Annotated in this window: 16 protein-coding genes; 12 read left to right on the forward strand and 4 right to left on the reverse strand. The window is 57.5% G+C overall.

Annotated features, from left to right (window positions below):
- Positions 1-2 precede the first annotated feature (2 nt).
- The 5 genes from ACQUQU_RS00865 (at position 3) to ACQUQU_RS00885 (ending at position 4,066) form a co-directional block, all read left to right on the forward strand.
- Positions 3-761, forward strand: a complete 759-nt coding sequence (locus ACQUQU_RS00865) for a cytochrome c1 (protein ID WP_430461360.1) — start codon at positions 3-5, stop codon at positions 759-761.
- Positions 762-863: 102 nt separating this feature from the next.
- On the forward strand, positions 864-1,490 hold the full coding sequence (gene sspA / locus ACQUQU_RS00870) for a stringent starvation protein SspA (RefSeq protein ID WP_430461361.1): 627 nt from the start codon (positions 864-866) through the stop codon (positions 1,488-1,490).
- Complete coding sequence (locus ACQUQU_RS00875) at positions 1,490-1,906, forward strand: ClpXP protease specificity-enhancing factor (protein ID WP_430461362.1); 417 nt, start codon at positions 1,490-1,492, stop codon at positions 1,904-1,906. Before sspA ends, ACQUQU_RS00875 begins: the two co-directional genes overlap by 1 nt.
- Before the next feature lie 326 nt (positions 1,907-2,232).
- Complete coding sequence (locus tag ACQUQU_RS00880; RefSeq protein WP_430461363.1) at positions 2,233-3,228, forward strand: BMP family ABC transporter substrate-binding protein; 996 nt, start codon at positions 2,233-2,235, stop codon at positions 3,226-3,228.
- A 148-nt stretch (positions 3,229-3,376) separates the two neighbouring features.
- Complete coding sequence (locus ACQUQU_RS00885; protein WP_430461364.1) at positions 3,377-4,066, forward strand: hypothetical protein; 690 nt, start codon at positions 3,377-3,379, stop codon at positions 4,064-4,066.
- Between the two features lie 96 nt (positions 4,067-4,162).
- Here the strand turns inward: ACQUQU_RS00885 and gatB are convergent, their stop codons facing one another.
- From gatB to gatC, 3 genes are read right to left on the reverse strand one after another with little or no spacing between them, the layout of a single operon-like run.
- Positions 4,163-5,626: an Asp-tRNA(Asn)/Glu-tRNA(Gln) amidotransferase subunit GatB gene (gene gatB, locus ACQUQU_RS00890; protein ID WP_430461365.1), complete on the reverse strand. Its 1,464-nt coding sequence runs from the start codon at positions 5,624-5,626 to the stop codon at positions 4,163-4,165.
- An 11-nt stretch (positions 5,627-5,637) separates the two neighbouring features.
- Positions 5,638-7,089 (reverse strand): Asp-tRNA(Asn)/Glu-tRNA(Gln) amidotransferase subunit GatA, encoded by a 1,452-nt coding sequence (gatA, locus tag ACQUQU_RS00895; RefSeq protein WP_430461366.1) that lies wholly within the window; start codon positions 7,087-7,089, stop codon positions 5,638-5,640.
- A 47-nt stretch (positions 7,090-7,136) separates the two neighbouring features.
- Positions 7,137-7,424, reverse strand: coding sequence for an Asp-tRNA(Asn)/Glu-tRNA(Gln) amidotransferase subunit GatC (gatC, locus tag ACQUQU_RS00900; protein ID WP_430462999.1), 288 nt, complete (start codon positions 7,422-7,424; stop codon positions 7,137-7,139).
- Between the two features lie 128 nt (positions 7,425-7,552).
- On the opposite strand from gatC, the gene ACQUQU_RS00905 reads away from it, so the two are divergent.
- From ACQUQU_RS00905 to ACQUQU_RS00935, 7 genes are all read left to right on the forward strand, one after another.
- The gene (locus tag ACQUQU_RS00905; protein ID WP_430461367.1) at positions 7,553-8,590 is read left to right on the forward strand and encodes a rod shape-determining protein; all 1,038 of its coding nucleotides are present in this window, start codon (positions 7,553-7,555) and stop codon (positions 8,588-8,590) included.
- Positions 8,591-8,912: 322 nt separating this feature from the next.
- A complete protein-coding gene (gene mreC / locus ACQUQU_RS00910; RefSeq protein WP_430461368.1) occupies positions 8,913-9,755 on the forward strand; it encodes a rod shape-determining protein MreC in 843 nt (280 codons plus the stop codon).
- Positions 9,756-9,757: 2 nt separating this feature from the next.
- Positions 9,758-10,237 (forward strand): rod shape-determining protein MreD, encoded by a 480-nt coding sequence (gene mreD, locus ACQUQU_RS00915; protein WP_430461369.1) that lies wholly within the window; start codon positions 9,758-9,760, stop codon positions 10,235-10,237.
- The gene (locus tag ACQUQU_RS00920; RefSeq protein WP_430461370.1) at positions 10,234-10,824 is read left to right on the forward strand and encodes a Maf family protein; all 591 of its coding nucleotides are present in this window, start codon (positions 10,234-10,236) and stop codon (positions 10,822-10,824) included. Before mreD ends, ACQUQU_RS00920 begins: the two co-directional genes overlap by 4 nt.
- Positions 10,803-12,275 (forward strand): ribonuclease G, encoded by a 1,473-nt coding sequence (rng, locus tag ACQUQU_RS00925; protein WP_430461371.1) that lies wholly within the window; start codon positions 10,803-10,805, stop codon positions 12,273-12,275. Before ACQUQU_RS00920 ends, rng begins: the two co-directional genes overlap by 22 nt.
- A 15-nt stretch (positions 12,276-12,290) precedes the next feature.
- Positions 12,291-16,418 (forward strand): YhdP family protein, encoded by a 4,128-nt coding sequence (locus tag ACQUQU_RS00930; protein WP_430461372.1) that lies wholly within the window; start codon positions 12,291-12,293, stop codon positions 16,416-16,418.
- Complete coding sequence (locus ACQUQU_RS00935; protein WP_430461373.1) at positions 16,418-17,215, forward strand: carbon-nitrogen hydrolase family protein; 798 nt, start codon at positions 16,418-16,420, stop codon at positions 17,213-17,215. The genes ACQUQU_RS00930 and ACQUQU_RS00935 overlap by 1 nt, the downstream gene beginning before the upstream one ends.
- 63 nt (positions 17,216-17,278) lie before the next feature.
- Here ACQUQU_RS00935 and yjgA read toward each other — a convergent pair whose 3' ends face one another.
- Positions 17,279-17,785, reverse strand: coding sequence for a ribosome biogenesis factor YjgA (gene yjgA, locus ACQUQU_RS00940; RefSeq protein WP_430461374.1), 507 nt, complete (start codon positions 17,783-17,785; stop codon positions 17,279-17,281).
- Between the last annotated feature and the right edge of the window lie 5 nt (positions 17,786-17,790).

Below are 17,790 nucleotides of genomic sequence, written 5' to 3' on the forward strand. Positions count from 1 at the left end.
GCATGAAAAAGATTTTCGCACTGATCGCTGCCTTCGTACCGGCAATTGCACTGGCATCCGGCAGCAGCGTACACCTGGATCACCACCGCACTGACCTGCACGACACTGCGTCGCTGCAGCGTGGTGCCAAAGTGTTCGCTAACTACTGCATGGGCTGTCACTCTCTGGAGCACGCCCGTTTTAACCGTGTTGCCCGCGATCTGGATATTCCGGAAAAGCTGATGATGGACAACCTGGTATTTGCAGGTGACAAAAAGTTCGGCGATCTGATGACCATTGGTATGTCCAAAGCGGACTCCAAAAAATGGTTCGGTGCTACGCCACCGGATCTGACTCTGGTAGCCCGTGTGCGTCGTCCTGACTGGGTATACACCTACCTGCGCAGCTTCTACGAAGACCCAAGCCGTCCGTGGGGCGTGAACAACGTTGTATTCAAAGACGTTGGTATGCCAAACGTACTGGGTCACCTGCAGGGTGTTCAGAAACTGGGTACTGCCCAGGTTAAAGTGGGTTATGACACTCTGACTGGTCAGGAAATTACAGAAGAACATGAACATGTTCTGTATCTGGATCAGGCTGGTGAACTGACCCCTGAGCAGTTCGACAAAGTGGTATACGACCTGGTGAACTTCCTGGTGTATGTTGCTGAACCGATTGCGCTGGAACGTCAGACCATTGGTTGGTGGGTTCTGCTGTTCCTGGTGATCTTCTTTGTTCCTGTGTACTTCCTGAACAAAGAATACTGGAAAGACTTCAAGTAAGACGAAATGTCCTGCTGAACAAAGCCCGGCCGCGGAATACGCGGCCGGGCTCTATTTGTTTATTGGGTTTGCAAACAGATTCTGGAAAAAGGTGAGGAAACTATGGGGGTTGTGACGAAACGCTCTTCCATGACGTTCTTTTCGGACGCGGCTGATCACTACAGTCATCGCGTACGTATCGTGCTGGCAGAAAAAGGCGTTGCGGTCGACATTTACGACGTAGATCCGGACAACAAGCCGGAAGAAATTGCGACACTGAACCCATATAACTCGCTGCCGACGCTGGTCGACCGTGAGCTGGTTCTGTATGAGCCAAACGTGATGATGGAATACCTCGATGAGCGTTTCCCGCATCCGCCACTGCTGCCGGTTTATCCGGTTGCCCGTGCTCAGAGCCGTCTGTGGATCAACCGCATCGAAAAAGACTGGGGCGCTCTGATTCGCACCATTCTGACCGGTAAAGGCAAAGAGGTGGACGAAGCGCGTAAAGAGCTGACTGAAAGCCTGATCGCCATCAGCCCGATTTTTGCTGAAATGCCGTACTTCATGAGCGAAGAATTCTCCATTGTCGATTGCTGCATCGCCCCGATTCTGTGGCGTCTGCCAGCCATGGGCATCGAACTGCCGGAAAAACAGTGCAAAGCACTGCTGCAGTACATGGAGCGTCTGTTCGACCGCGAAAGCTTCCAGGCAAGCCTGTCTGAAGCCGAACGGGAAATGCGCGACTGATGAGTAAAACCATGACGCCCAGCCGTCCGTATCTGGTACGGGCGCTGAACGAGTGGATTCTCGACAATAACTGCACGCCGTATGTGTTGGTGGATGCCACCCTGCAGGGCGTGCAGGTACCGCAGGAATACGTGAATAACGGCCAGATTGTACTGAACATCAGTCCTGGTGCCGTAAAAGACCTGTTCATCGATGACGCCGGCATTTCCTTCAGCGCCCGCTTTGGCGGTGTGCCGATGTCGGTGTTTGTTCCTGTGGTGGCGATTCTGGCTATTTATGCCCGTGAAAACGGACAGGGTATGGTGTTTGGTTCCGAAGCGGGTGCGCCCGATCCGGATGACATGCCGCCACCACCGCCGGTAAAACCGGAACCACCCAAAGGCGACGGTAAGCCATCGCTTAAAGTGGTGAAATAAGCTCAGCAGATTCGCAACGCACGTAAAAGAACCGCCGCAAGGCGGTTTTTTTATGCGCATTGTGCGGTGCGTTTGCCCTGCAAGTCCGTAAAACAATGCCTCTCACTGGGTATTTTTCTGTTAATTGACGACTATTTGACCACTTTTGCCGATTAATTGTGAATGCGCTCCATAAATTAAGATTGCGCGCTTGAAGGCCAATGGTTGCTGAGCATAATACCTGACCGTTTGGTCAAGACTATTGGTCGGGTTTTATGTTCTTCCGTCACTCTCTCAAATGTTTTCTTGCCGTTGTTTGCGCTCTGCCTTTGATGGCAGAAGCTCAGGTGCGCGCCGCTTTTGTTTATGTTGGTCCGGCTAAGGAAGTGGGCTGGTCACATTCGCACGATGAGGGGCGACAGTTCCTCGAAAAAACCTTCGGTGCGGATGTAAAAACCGAATATGTGGAATTTGTTCAGGAAGGTCGAGCCTCGGCGGATGTTATCCGTAAGCTCGCCGCCGAGAACGATATTATTTTCACCACATCGTGGGGCTACATGGTCAGCACCGCGAAAATCGCGAAAGAATTCCCCGCGGTAAAATTCGATAACGCCACGGGTTTGCGTCTGAGTGAAAATCTCGGCAGCTATGCAGCACGTGCTTACGAACCCCGCTATTTATCCGGCATGATTGCCGGCGCCATGACACGCTCAAACCGTATCGGTTTTGTTGCCGCCCACCCGATTCCTGAAGTCATCCGTGGCATAAATGCTTTCACCCTTGGCGTACGTCGAGTCAATCCGGATGCCATTGTCGAAGTGAAATGGACGCGTCAGTGGTATGCACCGGAAAAAGCCTCTGTTCTGGCCAAAGAAATGCTGAAAGACGGCGTTGATGTCCTCACTCACCACACTGACTCACCGGCCGTTGTAAAAGAAGCCGAAGCGGCGGGCGTGTACGCCATCAGCTTCCACTCGGATATGTCGGAGTTTGCCCCGACAACCCAGATTGCCTCGGTCGGATATGACTGGGGTAAATACTACGCGACCCAGATACAGGCGCTGAAAGACGGCAACTGGAGCGGTAAGCGCCTGTGGCTCGGTATGAGCGATAATATTGCCCAGTTAAATAACCTGAGCGATAAAATTCCTGCCGATGTGCGCAGTCAGGTGCTGGCGGTAGAGCAACAGATTCAGAATAAAACGTTCAACGTGTTTTCCGGTCCGATCCGCAGCAGTCGTGGTCGTGAGCTGGTGCGCAAAGGCGAGTTCCTGTCGGACGAGGAGCTGGAACGTATGAACTGGTATGTGGAAGGTGTCGAGGGCGAGATGCCGTCGTTCTGAAGGACGTTTACTCTCATGCCGGGAGGCTGTAACAGATATAACGGTCTCCTGGTTTTCTCGGATAAATACTGAAGTCTGACGGATTGGTACCAAATCAGCTCGTGATGGGATATCTTCTGACGAATCTTCATTGAACGGACTCGCAGGAATGAATGCTTTAGCCCTGAATCGTGATGCTCTGGCGTTGGTCCGGAAGCACGGATTTATACTTTGGCTGACATTGGCGCCATTAATTTTCCTGCAGATAGCGATTGCGCTGATAGATCACTATTTTAAACCGCTGGCTCTCTTAGCTCAGATGGGTAGCTTACTGCTGGAGGGTATTATTGCACTTGGCGCTTATTGGGTACTGTTAAGCCGTCTGAATATCGGGTGTGATTTTACGTTTAAACGCATACTGGTCTATCTGATAGCCGCTGTGTTCATTTCAGTGGCTGCTTCCATCGGCTATGTGCTGTTCGTGGTGCCAGGGCTTTTGGTGATGCTGCTGAGTGTATTTACCCCACTGATTATTCTGCTTAAGGGTGAAGGGCCGATTGAGGCGATATCATCCAGCGTTACTCTGATGAAAGGTTATTATCTGAAGTCAGCCCTGGTACTGTTTCCTGTTGTTATATTGATGGCGCTGGCGAATATCGGATTAGTTTCTTTGATGCTGGGGTTGGATTTTCCGAAATGGTTGGCGGATGGTATTTCGCATTTTATTTCCGCGTCGCTGGCGTTATACATTCCGGTTTTGTTGTGGGTAATGTATCAATGGTTGCAGGAAAATGCTCCGTCGAGCGAAGTCTTTGCTCAGGTAAATGATGTGATCTTGCAGAAATCTGACTCTCCCTGAATTTGGTGGGAAATAAAAAACCGGGCAATTGCCCGGTTTTTTATTGCTTAAAGCGTTTCGCATCAGACCTAAAGCGTCCGACGTCCGACTGGAGTATCACCCCAACTCGTTCAGCTTTTTCTGCAGAACTTCCATCACCACCTGCGGGTTTACACCAGCAGCGGCTTTACGGGTTAAACCAATAAACGGACCAATCGCCTTGGCGCGTTTATCAACGGGCGTGGCCAGATAGCCTTCGACCAGTTTCGGGTTGTCGGCCAGTACTTGGGCAACAATCGCTTCAATCGCGCCGGTATCGGATACCTGTTTCAGACCCAGTGAGTCGACCAGCTTATCCACGGCTTCCACTGTGTTGTCGCCTTTGCCGTCGAGCAGGGCGTTGAACACTTCTTTGGCGCCACCGTTGTTCAGTGTGCTGTCTTTAATCAGCTGCAGAATACGGCCCAGTTGTTCGGCGGAAACGCTCAGTTGAGCAATACTGATTTCCAGACGGTTCAGTGCGGCGTTAACGTCGCCTTGTACCCAGTTGGCCGCCAGTTTGTAATCGTTAGCCGCTTTGGCCACGGTTTCAAAGTAGTGTGCCAGATCGCGGTCGGAGGACAGTACCGCCGCATCAACGGCAGAAAGGCCGTGATCTTTTACAAAGCGGGCGCGTTTGGCGTCCGGTAATTCCGGCAGTGTGGCGCGCACGGCTTCGATGTAATTATCATCGATAATGACCGGCAGCAGATCCGGGCACGGGAAATAGCGGTAATCGTTGGCGACTTCTTTCGAGCGCATACCGCGGGTTTCGTTTTTGTCGGCGTCGTACAGGCGGGTTTCCTGCATGATTTTTCCGCCGTCTTCCAGAATATCCATCTGGCGTTCGATTTCGGCTTCAATCGCGCGTTCAACGTTGCGGAAGGAGTTCACGTTTTTAATTTCGGTTCGGGTACCGAATTCTTTCTGGCCTTTCGGACGCAGAGACACGTTACAGTCGCAACGCATGGAGCCCTGTGACAGGTCGCCGTCACAAATACCCAGGTAAGTCACAATGCTGTGCATTTTACGGAAATAAGCAGCCGCTTCTTTGGCGGTGCGCATTTCCGGCTCGGACACGATTTCTACCAGTGGTGTACCGGCACGGTTAAGGTCGATACCGGACATGCCGTTAAAGCCTTCGTGTACCGATTTACCGGCGTCTTCTTCCAGGTGAGCACGGGTAACGTTAATGCGCTTGGTGGTACCGTCTTCCAGTTCGATCTCGATATGGCCGGGGCCAACAATCGGGTGATGCAGCTGGGTGGTCTGGTAGCCTTTCGGCAGATCCGGGTAAAAATAGTTTTTACGGTCGAATACCGATTTTTTACCGATTTCTGCATCGATGGCTAAGCCGAATTTAACCGCCATGCGCAGGGCATCTTCGTTAAATACCGGCAATACGCCCGGCAGACCGAGGTCCACGGCGCAGGCCTGCGTGTTGGCGTCGGCGCCGTACTGAGTGGAAGCACCGGAGAAAATTTTTGATTTGGTGGCCAGCTGAGCGTGAATCTCAAGGCCGATTACAACTTCCCATTCCATCTCTTAACCCCTTATACGCCGGACGGTTTTTGCTGGTGCCAGTCGGTTGCCAGCTGGAACTGATGGCCAGCATTCAGCAGACGGGCTTCGTCGAAGTAATTACCGATCAGCTGCAGGCCCACAGGTAAATTATTCACCTGACCACAAGGGATGGACATGCCCGGCAGACCGGCAAGGTTAAGGGCGATGGTGAAAATGTCTTCGAGGTACATTTCCACCGGATCAGCGGTGTGCTCGCCACGCTTAAACGCCGGAGTCGGAGTTACCGGGCCGGCAATGATGTCGACGTCTTTAAAGGCGTTAACAAAGTCGTTCTGAATCAGACGACGTACCTGCTGCGCTTTTTTGTAGTAGGCGTCGTAGAAGCCGGCGGACAGCGCGTATGCGCCAACCATGATGCGGCGTTTGACTTCGTTGCCGAAGCCTTCGCCACGGGAACGCTTGTACAGGTCGTTAATGTCTTTCGGGTTTTCACAACGATGACCAAAACGCACACCGTCCATACGCGACAGGTTGGCGGAGCATTCGGCCGGGGCAATGATGTAGTACGCCGGGATGGCCAGATGGGTGTTCGGCAGTGAAATTTCTTTCACTTTCGCACCCAGCTTTTCGTATTCGGCGATGGCGTTGCGCACCGCCTGCTGCATGTCGGCGCTGAGGTCGTCGCGGAAATATTCTTTCGGCAGACCAATGGTCATGCCTTCGATGCTGTTGTTCAGGCTGGCGGTGTAGTCCGGCACTTCGCGGTCAACGCAGGTGGAATCCTTGGCGTCGTAGCTGGCCATTACGTTCAGCATCATGGCCGAATCTTCGGCGGTGCGGGTCATGGTGCCGCCCTGATCCAGACTGGATGCATAGGCAATCATGCCCCAGCGCGATACGCGGCCATACGTCGGCTTCAGGCCGGTAATGCCACACAGAGCGGCCGGCTGGCGGATGGAACCGCCGGTGTCGGTGGCGGTAGCGCCCGGTACCAGACGGGCGGCAACGGCGGCGGCGGAACCACCGGATGAACCACCCGGTACGCGGTCGGTATCCCACGGGTTAGACACGGCGCCAAAGAAGGAGCTTTCGTTGGACGAGCCCATGGCGAACTCGTCCATGTTCAGCTTGCCCAGTGACACGGTGCCGGCGTTGTTGAAGTTCTCCACAACGGTGGCGTCGTACGGGGCAACAAAATTGCTGAGCATTTTTGAGCCGCACGTGGTCAGAGTGCCGTTGGTGCAGAAAATGTCTTTGTGGGCGATGGGTACGCCGGTCATGGCACTGGCGTTACCGGCGGCACGACGTTCGTCGGCGGCTTTGGCCTGAGCCAGCGCCTGATCTTCGGTAACGGTAATAAAACTGTTGTACTGGCTGTCGAGTTGTTTCACCCGGCTCAGCAGTTCAGTGGTGATTTCCACACTGCTGTATTCGCCTGCGGCCAGATCGCGGGAAATCTCGGCGATGGTTTTGTTGTGCATAAAGAATCCTTGTACCTGGAGGTTAACCGGAACGGTGGCGACGGGCGTTATTCAACGACGCGCGGAACCAGGTAGTAACCGTTTTCGGTTTGCGGCGCGATTTGCTGGAAATGCGCGCGCTGATTACCTTCAGTGACCACGTCAGCACGAAGACGCTGCACGGCATCGAGAGGGTGAGCCATTGGTTCAACGGCAGAGGTATCGACAGCTGCTAACTGGTCGACAAGGTCCAGAATGTTGCTCAGATTTTTCTGATAGTCAGCGATCTGGTTTTCGTCAATTTGCAGACGCGCCAGATCGGCAATGTCACGAACCTGTTGCTGGTCCAGAGCCATGCGCTTACTCCAGTTGTGATGCGTGTTGGAAAGCGGGGAGGGTAGCATAAATGCTCCTTGCCCTGAATCCCCACGGTTGCTAGAGTTATCGGCAATTTTTTTGCCACCTGTGAACAGGAAGCCATTGGATGTTTAAGAAGTTAAGAGGCATGTTTTCCAGTGATCTGTCGATCGACCTGGGAACTGCGAATACCCTGATTTACATGCGCGACAAAGGCATTGTTCTGAATGAGCCGTCCGTGGTGGCAATCCGCTTGCAGGGCCATCAGAAGAGTGTGGCGGCGGTCGGTTCCGAAGCCAAACGCATGCTGGGCCGTACGCCAGGTAACATTCAGGCTATCCGTCCGATGAAAGACGGCGTTATCGCCGACTTCGAAGTGACTGAAAAAATGCTGCAGTACTTCATTAAACGGGTGCACGAGAAAAGTCTGCTGCCACCAAGCCCGCGCGTGGTGGTGTGTGTGCCGTACCAGGCCACCAAGGTTGAACGCAAAGCGATCCGTGATTCCGTACTGGGTGCCGGCGCCAGCCGCGCTTACCTGATTCACGAGCCAATGGCGGCGGCCATCGGTGCCGGTCTGCCGGTGGATGAAGCCCGCGGTTCCATGGTGGTGGATATCGGTGGTGGTACCACAGAAATCGCCATCATCTCCCTCAGTGGCGTGGTGTATGCCGAGTCGGTAAAAGTCGGCGGCGACCGTTTTGACGAAGCCATCGTGGCTTATGTGCGTCGTAACTACGGCAGCCTGATCGGTGAAGCCACCGCAGAGCGTATCAAGCAGGAAATCGGTACCGCTTATCCGGGCGGTGAAGTGCGTGAAATCGACGTCCGCGGCCGTAACCTGGCGGAAGGTATTCCGCGCAGTTTCACGCTGAATTCCAACGAAATACTGGAAGCGCTGCAAGAATCGCTGGCGGCCATCGTGCAGGCCGTGAAAGGTGCTCTGGAACAGTCTCCGCCGGAACTGGCGTCTGACGTGGCCGAGCGCGGCATGGTGCTGACCGGTGGTGGTGCGCTGCTGCGTGATCTCGACAAGCTGCTGAGCGAAGAAACCGGCCTGCCGGTGATCGTAGCTGATGACCCTCTGACCTGTGTGGCCCGTGGCGGCGGTCGTTTCCTCGAAACCGCGACCGAACGTCAGCTGGAAATGCTGGAACAGGAATAACCGCCCTGCCCTCTGGGGTAACACGAGTGGTTAAAAAAGAAACGGAGCGCTGGCTCCGTTTTTTTATGGGCTGTTGTCAGGCGTCGTTTCTCGTCCGTATTTCTGTCTCGCATTTCTGTCCCGCATTTATAAGCCCCGGTTTTCGGCCGGCTTTCATTTCCGTGTTTGGCACATTCTGCATCTGCTCACCTGTGCCGACGCTTTTTTACACGGCGAAGGTCGGCCAGACGCCTGTCGCGGCTGGTTCGCATTCCGGTGAACCGGTATAGTTAGCCCTTCCATAACACGTGGCGGAGACAGGGTTATCAGGTCGCAGTTTCAGGTGTCGCCCTTTCAGCGACAGCGGGTACTACTCATTGTGGTCGTGGCACTGGCTCTGATGTGGCTCGACAGCCACAAGTCCTGGTTGCAGCCCGTTCGTTATTTCACCGGATACCTGCTTGCTCCGGCGCAGCAGACGGCGCTTATTCCCGGCGCCATCGGCGACTGGTTCAGCGAGTCATCGACTACCCGCCATCAGCTGCTGGCTGAAAACAAACAATTATCGGCGCGCAATCTGGTGCTGGAGCTGCGTGCTCAGCGTCTGGCGTCGCTCGAAGCCGAAAACATCGAATTGCGTGAACTGCTGAGCGCCTCGGAACAGGTCGACGACCGCGTTCTCGTGACGTCTGTGATTGCGGTCGACCCCGACCCGTTCAGTCAGCAGATTCTGATCAATAAGGGTGGTGAAGACGGCGTCTTCATCGGCCAGCCGGTGCTGGATGCCTACGGCCTGCTCGGTCAGGTGATTGACGTTATGCCGTACAGCGCGCGCGTGCTGATGATTGCTGACTCCAACCATGCCATTCCTGTGCAGGTAAACCGTAACGGTGTGCGTGCCATCGCTGTGGGCACGGGCTCGCTGGACGAGCTTGAACTGATTTACGTCCCCAACACCGCCGACATCATCAAAGGCGACCTGCTGGTCAGCTCGGGTCTGGGCGGCCGTTACCCGCGCGGTTATCCGGTGGGCATCGTCACTAAGGTGGAAAACGTACCGGGCAAATCCTTCGCGGTGGTCACCGCCGAGCCGAGTGCTCATCTCGACCGCAGCCGCCATCTGCTGCTCGTGTTCAGTCAGGGCGCCGCCAAAGTGCCGCCGGCTGATATCTGGAAGGGGCAGTAAGCATGAATATCCGCAGTTTTATTCTGGTCGCCACCGCCCTGTTTCTGGCCTTTATGTTCGAGCATCTGCCGATGCCGGATGTGCTGCTGTGGCTGCAACCGAGCTGGGTGCTGCTGATCATTACGCTGCTGGTGCTGCAGGCGCCGTCGGTGTTTGGTCTGTGGGTGGCGCTGCCGTTCGGCCTGATGCTCGACGTCGAACATCACTCGCTGCTCGGCACGCACATTGTCACTCTGGCGGTTCACGTATTCCTGCTGCAGATTCTGTACCGGCGCATGATGATGTTCCATTTCCTGCAGCAGACCGGTGTGGTGTTCCTGCTGGTGGCCATTCAGCAACTGCTGATGTACTGGAGCGTGGCGCTGGTCAGTGAAAACATGGCGCCGATTGCGCTGTGGGGCCCGGCGCTGACCTCGGCACTGGTCTGGCCGTGGGTTTCGGCCATCAGCCACGCCGTGCTGGTGCGGATGCATCTGACATGATGATTCTGGCTTCGTCCTCACCGCGGAGGCGCGAACTTTTACAGCAGATTGGCGTGCGCTTCAGCACCGCCACTGCCGACATCGACGAAACCCCGCAGGCCGGTGAAAAGCCGGCCGCTTATGTGGCCCGGCTGGCGCTTGAGAAAGCACTGGCGGTCGCCGGACTGAATGCGCTGCAGCCGGCGGATACCGTGTATCTCGGCTCGGACACCACCGTGGTGTGCGACGGCGAGATTCTCGGCAAGCCCGATGATGCCGCGCACGCCTGCCGCATTCTGGCGTCTCTGTCCGGGCGCACGCATCAGGTGATGACAGCGATCGCGCTGGTGCAGGGCGGACGCAGCAAAGTGCAGACCGTGGTTACCCAGGTGACCTTCTGCGCGTTGAGCCGCGAACAGATTCAGGCCTATGTGGCCACCGGTGAACCTGCCGACAAAGCCGGTGCTTATGGCATTCAGGGCAAGGGCGCCGTGCTGGTGGCAGGCATCGAAGGAAGTTACAGCAATGTGGTAGGGCTGCCACTGACCGAAACGGCGGCCCTGTTGCAGGAATTCGGAGTCCCCATATGGGAAAAGGAATCAGCGTAAACGCCGAAATTCTGATGAACGTAACCCCGACCGAAACCCGGGTGGCGATTGTCGAAAACGGCGTGGTGCAGGAAATCTTCATTGAGCGCACCAACCACCGCGGATTGGTGGGCAATATCTACAAAGGCAAGGTGGTGCGCGTGCTGCCGGGTATGCAGGCCGCGTTTGTCGACATCGGCCTTGAGCGCGCGGCGTTTATTCACGCTGCCGAAATTGGTGATGGCGACGCCCATGCGCCGATCAACACCCTGCTGCACGAAGGCCAGTCGCTGGTGGTGCAGGTCACCAAAGACCCGATCGGTACCAAAGGGGCGCGGCTGACCACGCAGCTGGCCATTCCGTCGCGGTATCTGGTGTTTATGCCGGGCGAAGGTCATGTTGGCGTGTCGCAGCGCATCGACGATGAAGGCGAGCGCGACCGTCTTAAACAGCTGGTTAACCGCTGCATGGAAGCCGAAGGGCTGGCCGGTGGCGAAGCCGGGTTTATTCTGCGTACCGCCGCCGACGGCGTGGGCGAAGATGAAATTCTGGCCGACACCCGTTACCTGCGTCGTCTGTGGCGCAAGCTCGAAGAGCGCATTAAGGACAACAAACCGCGCACGCTGGTGTACGACGAGCTGCCGCTGTCGCTGCGTACGCTGCGCGATTACGCGCGTCCGGAAGTGAACAAGATTTACATCGACTCGCGCGAAACTTTCCAGAAGATCGAGCAGTTCGTCAGCCAGTACGTGCCGGAAGTATCCGACCGCATCGAATACTACCCGGGCCCGCGCCCGCTGTTTGAACTGTACAGCGTCGAAGACGAAATCCAACGCGCCCTCGAACGTAAGGTACCGCTGAAGTCCGGCGGCTATCTGGTGGTCGATCAGACCGAAGCCATGACCACCATCGACGTGAATACCGGTGGTTTTGTCGGCCGCCGCAATCTGGAAGAAACCATCTTCAAAACCAATCTGGAAGCGGCGACGGCCATTGGCCGTCAGCTGCGTCTGCGCAATCTGGGCGGCATCATCATTCTCGATTTCATCGATATGGTCGAAGTTGAACACCAGCGTCAGGTGCTGCGCATGCTGGAGAAGGTGCTGGAGAAAGACCACGCCAAAACCAAAATCAGCAGCGTGTCAGAACTCGGACTGGTGGAGATGACGCGCAAGCGCACCCGCGAAAGTCTGGAGCAGATGCTGATGGAACCCTGCCCGCACTGCGGCGGGCGCGGTTCGGTGAAAACCGCAGAAACCATCTGCTACGAAATCTTCCGTGAAATTCTGCGTGAAGAACGTGCCTACGGCGCCGGAACCTACCTGGTTCTGGCCAGTCAGCAGGTGGTGGACCGCTTACTGGACGAAGACAGCAACGGCCTGGCCGACCTTGAAGCCTTTATTGGCAAGGCCATCAAGCTGCAGGTCGAAGCCCAGTACGCACAGGATCAGTACGACATCGTTCTTCAATAGGGATCAGGAATTCTCATGGGCTGGCTGCGTGAGCTGTGGACACAAATCTGGATCACTCTGGTGGTGGCGGCGGTCAGCCTTGCCCTGTACACCAGCGCCGGACGGCAGCTCATTCCTCTGGCAGAAACCTGGAAACCCGACATCGAACAGCAGCTGAGTGCCATCCTTAAGCAGCCTGTTGTCATCGGTCAGATGACCGGCGGCTGGAGCCGCCTGTCGCCGCTGGTGCGTTTCAACGACGTGCAACTGGGCGAGGCCGGCGACGGCATCAGCATCCGCTCCATGGAAGCGGAACTCGACGTCAGTGCCAGTCTGTTTTACCGCCTGCCGGTGTTCCGCCGCATTGAAATCGAAGGCATCCGCGCCGAAGTGCATCAGACCGGCGAACGCGACTGGCGCATCGGTTCGCAGTGGCCGGTCAGTCTGGCAGCGACCGATCATCCGGCTGAGGACAGTACCGACAGCGGCCAGCAGAAAGCGCCTCAGTCTCTGTGGCTGACGCTGCTGTCGTTGCAGCAGACCGTCATCTTCCGCGACTGGCAGCTGGTGGCGTTCGACATCGACAACACCCGCGAAGAAATGAACGTCACCCAGCTGGTGTGGCGCAATCAGGGCGACAGCCATGAAGTGGACGGCACCCTGTCGTGGGGCCGCGAACAGGTGGCCAACGTGCGCGTGGCCGCATCGCTCGAAGGCGACCTGTGGCCGTGGAAAAATCAGGACGGCGAGGTGTACCTCGACGTGCAGCCGCAGGAATGGAGCCGCTGGATTCCGTCGCAGCTGCCGGCTGGCCTGAGCATTACCCGCCTGACCGCCGGCGCGCAGGCCTGGCTCAGCATCCGCAACGGCGACCTGTACGCCGCCCGGCTGGATGCTGACGTTCCCGCATTCAGCCTGACCACGCGTGGCGAGCCGGTAACCCTTACCGCTGGCCGTCTGACCCTGGCCGGCCGCCACAATGGCGACGACTGGCACCTGCAACTGAAACCCGAATTTCACGAACCGCTGCCCTTTACTCAGCTGAGTCTGTCGGCGGTCACCCTGCCGGCCAGCAAGGGCTGGCAGATTGGTATTCCAGCGGTGGATCTGGCCGCCGCCCGCGATTTTCTGATGAGCCATCAGCTGGTGCCGGAGCCGTTTGACCGTTACATCGACGCCACCGGCGCGTCGGGCATGGCCAACGATGTGCGCGTATCTGTGATTGCCGGTGAGCATCCGAAAGTGGATGTGCGCGCGCACCTGAATGAAGTCTCCAGTCTGGCGTACCACGGCATTCCGGCCTTCAGCGGTCTGACGGCTGATCTGCATCTGCAGCCGGCGGGTGGGGTTCTGACCGTGGCGCAGGACGATCTCAGTCTGCATCTGGAAGACGTCTACGCCGAGCCCTGGGTGCTGAAGGATGTATCGGGCCGCTTCTTCTGGGCGCTCAATGCCGATTACGCCCAGTTGCAGGTGCGTGGTCTGCAGGGCTCACTGGTGCAGATTCAGGACGATGGCAGCAGCAAAGCCTGGCCATTGGGAGCTGAGCTTGCCATGGCCACACCGCTGCACAACAGCCATGTTGAGTCGTCGCTGAGCCTGCTGGTGGGGCTGCCGTCGGTGCCGGCGTCACTGAAATCCCAGCTGGTGCCCAAGATTCTGGATGACGGCATCCGCAAGTGGATCGACGACTCCATCCTTGACGGTCAGTTCAGCGACGGCGCCTTTATCCTCAATTCTGAACTGGGGCAGGATCATCCGGCCAACAGTCTGACCACCCAGCTGTATCTGGGCTTCGATAAAACCCGCATCCGCTATCTGCAGGACTGGCCGGAAATCAGCGACCTGCGTGGTCGTATGCTGCTGCGTTCGCCCGAGCTGGACGTGCGCATCGAAACGGGCAACACGCTCGGTGGCACTCTGGCCGGCCGCAATGGCCGCATTCAGATTGTGCGTGGCGCCGACGGCCTGCCGCATCTGAGCGTGAACGCCAACTTAGAAGGCACCACCACCGAAGGCCTGAAATACCTGACCGATACGCCGCTGGCGGAGGTGGTGCACCACGCGCTGGACGACTGGCAGGCGGAAGGTCCGATGAAGGCCCACCTGCTGATGGACATGCCACTGGGTGGCGAGCACCCGACGCCGGATGTGCAGTTCGAAGCGGAACTGACCGACAACCAGCTGACGCTGAACAATCTGCGGCTGTCGGTGAATAACCTCAACGGCACAGTGAAATACAGCACCCGTTATGGCCTGCTGTCGAACTGGCTGGAAGGCGATATGTTCGGCGGTCATTTCTCGGGCGGCATCGATTCCAAAGTCCACGCCGGCGGCTTCGACATGGTGCTGAGCGGTAAGGGCGAGGCCGGTATGGACGCCTTCAAGGAATGGCTGCCGCTGTTTCTGCTCGATCCGGTCAGTGGTCGTCTGACCTACGACGCCCGCCTGCTGATCGGCGGCGATGGTGTCCGTTTTGCGCTGAACTCGCCGTTAACCGGTACTGTGATTGATCTGCCGGCGCCGATGGGCAAAACCGCCGGTGAAGAACGGCCGCTGCAGGTTGAAGTCATGCCGGGCGCCGAAACCCGCATCAACATGAATTACGCCAGCCGCGTGCGGCTGGCGATGGCGATGGGCGCTGAAGGCGTCGATCGCGGGCAGGTGTATCTGGGCGATTCCGAGCCTTTCCTGCCGGCCGACAAAGGCATTGAAATCCGCGGTGCGATACCGGAAACCCTGAACGCCGAAGCCTGGTGGGGCGCCTGGCAGAAGCTGATGGCTGCCGCTGCCCGGACCTCCGCCAGCGAGCCAGCCAAAGCCCCGGCCGGTGCAACTCAGGAGTCGGGCCCGGTGCGCAGCATGGACGTCACGCTGGCCGACGTCGATGCCTGGGGCATGGCCATGGGGCCGACGCATGTGCTGGGTACGCAGCAGTGGAACGAATGGGATTTCACGGTGAACAGCACGCTGGTTCAGGGCAATATTCTGCTCAAGCCGGACAATCAGCCCATCGTGCTCAATCTGGATTACATTCACCTGCCGGAATCGTCCGAAGCAGACGCGACCGAGGCTGAACAGGCGCTTGCCGTGGCGGATGCTGAGGTGGCGGATGCGGAGCTGAGTGAGACAGCGCTGAATGAGACGGCTGCAGCCGGGCCCGTTGCTGAAGCGTCTGAAGGCGACGTTGCCGGCGAGACGGCTGTCGCGGGCGAAACCCTTGTTGCCGAAGAAAAGCCAGACCCTCTGCTGGCCATGCAGCCGGCGGATTTACCGGCGCTCGATCTGAAACTGGGTGAGCTCTATATCGGCAGCCGTAACTTCGGCGCGTGGAACATCCAGAGCCGCCCGGTGGCCGGCGGTGCCAATTTCCACATCACCGACAGCGACATGAAAGGCCTGATTTTTAACGGCGATGTGCGCTGGCTGCGCGAGGGTGATCAGCACACCACCGCGCTCGATGTACTCAATATCACCAGCAAAGACATCGGCCGGGTGCAGCGGGCCTTCCGTCAGGAAGCCGCGATCGAAGGCAAAGACATGAATTCGGCGCTGCAGCTGAGCTGGACCGGTTCGCCGATGGCGTTCAACACCCGCACGCTCAACGGTCTGACCAGTATCCGCATTAAGGACGGACACATGGCGGCGGAGGGGGCCGGCGCCCTGAAGGCGTTCGGAGCGCTGAACTTCAACTCCGTGGCCCGTCGTCTGAAGCTCGACTTCTCCGACCTGTATCAGTCGGGTGTCGCGTTCGACACGCTGAAGGGGAAAGCCAAAATCGAGAATGGCCTGCTGACCCTGACCGAACCGCTGAGCCTTGATGGCCCGGGTGCGAAATTCCTGACCACAGGCTCGACCAGTCTGGTGGATGAATCGCTGAACATGAAACTGGTGGTGACCTTCCCTGTGTCCAGTACGCTGCCGCTGGTGGCGCTGCTGGCCGGTCTGGCGCCACCGGTCGCCGCGTCTATTTACGTGACCGAAAAGCTGATCGGTGATGAACTGTCGCGCTTTACCAGCGCCAGTTACGACCTGAAGGGCAGCTGGCAGAAACCCGATCTGAAGATCAATCAGGCCTTTGATAACAAGGTCGAAGGGAAGAAAGACCGCGGTCTGTGGGAACGGGTGAAGAGCGTATTCCAGATTTTCGGAGGCGACGACTGATGGGCCGCATCGCCGCCATTCAAATCTCCAGTCAGCCCGACATTGAACAGAATCTCAGCGCCATCGCCGAGCGGCTGGCCGACGCAGCAGCAGCGGGTGCCGTGCTGGCCCTGTTGCCGGAAATGGCACTGACGCTGGACGGTCGCCAGTATCAGGCGATTGCGGCGGATAGCCAGTATCCGCGCCGGCTGGGCGAGCTGGCCGCGCAACATGGTATCTGGCTGGTGGCCGGTGCAGTCCCTATGCCTTGCCCGGACGGTGACCCGCGCGTGCGTTCGGCGACGCTGGTATTCAACGATCAGGGGCACCAGATTGCGCGCTACGACAAGATTCATCTGTTCGATGTCGATGTCGGCGATGCGCACGGCAGTTACCGCGAATCCGAGCGTTTTGCGCCCGGTGATGAACTGGTGGTGGTCGACACGCCGGCCGGTAAGCTCGGTCTAGCGATTTGCTACGACCTGAGATTCCCGGAGCTGTTTCACCAGCTGCGCGCCCGGGGCGCAGACATTCTTTCGTTACCGGCGGCCTTCACTTACACCACAGGCGAAGCGCACTGGCAGGTGCTGTTGCGCGCGCGGGCGATTGAAACCCAGTGCTATGTGCTGGCGGCCAATCAGTGCGGCTGGCACGACGACAAGCGCCAGACCTGGGGGCATTCGCAGATTATTGATCCGTGGGGACGGGTGCTGACCGAGCTGGGCCATGAACCCGGTGTAGCGCTGGCCGATACCGATGCGGAGCTGCTGGCGGACATTCGCCGTAAAATGCCGGTGATGGCGCACAAGCGGGTTTGATTGCGGATTCTGAACGCATAAAAAAGCGCCGACCGGCGCTTTTTTTATGGGGAAGAGTCAGCCTCAGTCGGCCATCTGTTCCTTAATGAACTGGAACAGCTTCTTGTAGCCGGTGCCCGGCTTCGGCGGTTCTGTGCTCATTTCTTTCTGGGCGTTGCGCACCAGATTGCGCAGCGCCTGACGGTCGACCTCGGGGAATTCTTCAATGAAGCTGTTCAGCGCGTTCGGGTCGTTCACCAGACGGGTACGCCACAGTTCCTGCTGCTTGATGCGGCGGCCGTAGGCTTCGCTGGATGGATCGAACAGATCAATGCGTGCCTGAATGGCGTCCACATCTTCATCGCGCATCAGACGGCCGATGTACTGCATATGACGGCGCTTGGCTTCGTGCTGCTTCAGACGGGCGTTTTCCACCAGAGCGTTGTACAGCGTCTCAGTGATCGGCAGTTCTTTCCACTTGCTGGCGTTCAGCTCGGTCAGGCGCTTGCCCATATCCTGATGGCGGTGTGCTTCGCGCTTGAGCTCAGATTTGCTGATCTGGCCATCGTCTTCGTAATCAGTGTCTTTCATTTAGA

This window comes from Thalassolituus sp. LLYu03, from assembly GCF_050507655.1.
Classification (GTDB): domain Bacteria; phylum Pseudomonadota; class Gammaproteobacteria; order Pseudomonadales; family Oceanobacteraceae; genus Venatoribacter.

What these genes read in the sequence shown, in the direction of transcription:
- ACQUQU_RS00865 (WP_430461360.1), top strand. Translation starts at nt 3, where the DNA reads ATGAAAAAGATTTTCGCACTGATCGCTGCCTTCGTACCGGCAATTGCA.
- sspA (WP_430461361.1), top strand. Translation starts at nt 864, where the DNA reads ATGGGGGTTGTGACGAAACGCTCTTCCATGACGTTCTTTTCGGACGCG.
- ACQUQU_RS00875 (WP_430461362.1), top strand. Translation starts at nt 1,490, where the DNA reads ATGAGTAAAACCATGACGCCCAGCCGTCCGTATCTGGTACGGGCGCTG.
- ACQUQU_RS00885 (WP_430461364.1), top strand. Translation starts at nt 3,377, where the DNA reads ATGAATGCTTTAGCCCTGAATCGTGATGCTCTGGCGTTGGTCCGGAAG.
- gatB (WP_430461365.1), bottom strand. Translation starts at nt 5,626, where the DNA reads ATGGAATGGGAAGTTGTAATCGGCCTTGAGATTCACGCTCAGCTGGCC.
- gatA (WP_430461366.1), bottom strand. Translation starts at nt 7,089, where the DNA reads ATGCACAACAAAACCATCGCCGAGATTTCCCGCGATCTGGCCGCAGGC.
- gatC (WP_430462999.1), bottom strand. Translation starts at nt 7,424, where the DNA reads ATGGCTCTGGACCAGCAACAGGTTCGTGACATTGCCGATCTGGCGCGT.
- ACQUQU_RS00905 (WP_430461367.1), top strand. Translation starts at nt 7,553, where the DNA reads ATGTTTAAGAAGTTAAGAGGCATGTTTTCCAGTGATCTGTCGATCGAC.
- mreD (WP_430461369.1), top strand. Translation starts at nt 9,758, where the DNA reads ATGAATATCCGCAGTTTTATTCTGGTCGCCACCGCCCTGTTTCTGGCC.
- ACQUQU_RS00920 (WP_430461370.1), top strand. Translation starts at nt 10,234, where the DNA reads ATGATGATTCTGGCTTCGTCCTCACCGCGGAGGCGCGAACTTTTACAG.
- rng (WP_430461371.1), top strand. Translation starts at nt 10,803, where the DNA reads ATGGGAAAAGGAATCAGCGTAAACGCCGAAATTCTGATGAACGTAACC.
- ACQUQU_RS00930 (WP_430461372.1), top strand. Translation starts at nt 12,291, where the DNA reads ATGGGCTGGCTGCGTGAGCTGTGGACACAAATCTGGATCACTCTGGTG.
- ACQUQU_RS00935 (WP_430461373.1), top strand. Translation starts at nt 16,418, where the DNA reads ATGGGCCGCATCGCCGCCATTCAAATCTCCAGTCAGCCCGACATTGAA.
- yjgA (WP_430461374.1), bottom strand. Translation starts at nt 17,785, where the DNA reads ATGAAAGACACTGATTACGAAGACGATGGCCAGATCAGCAAATCTGAG.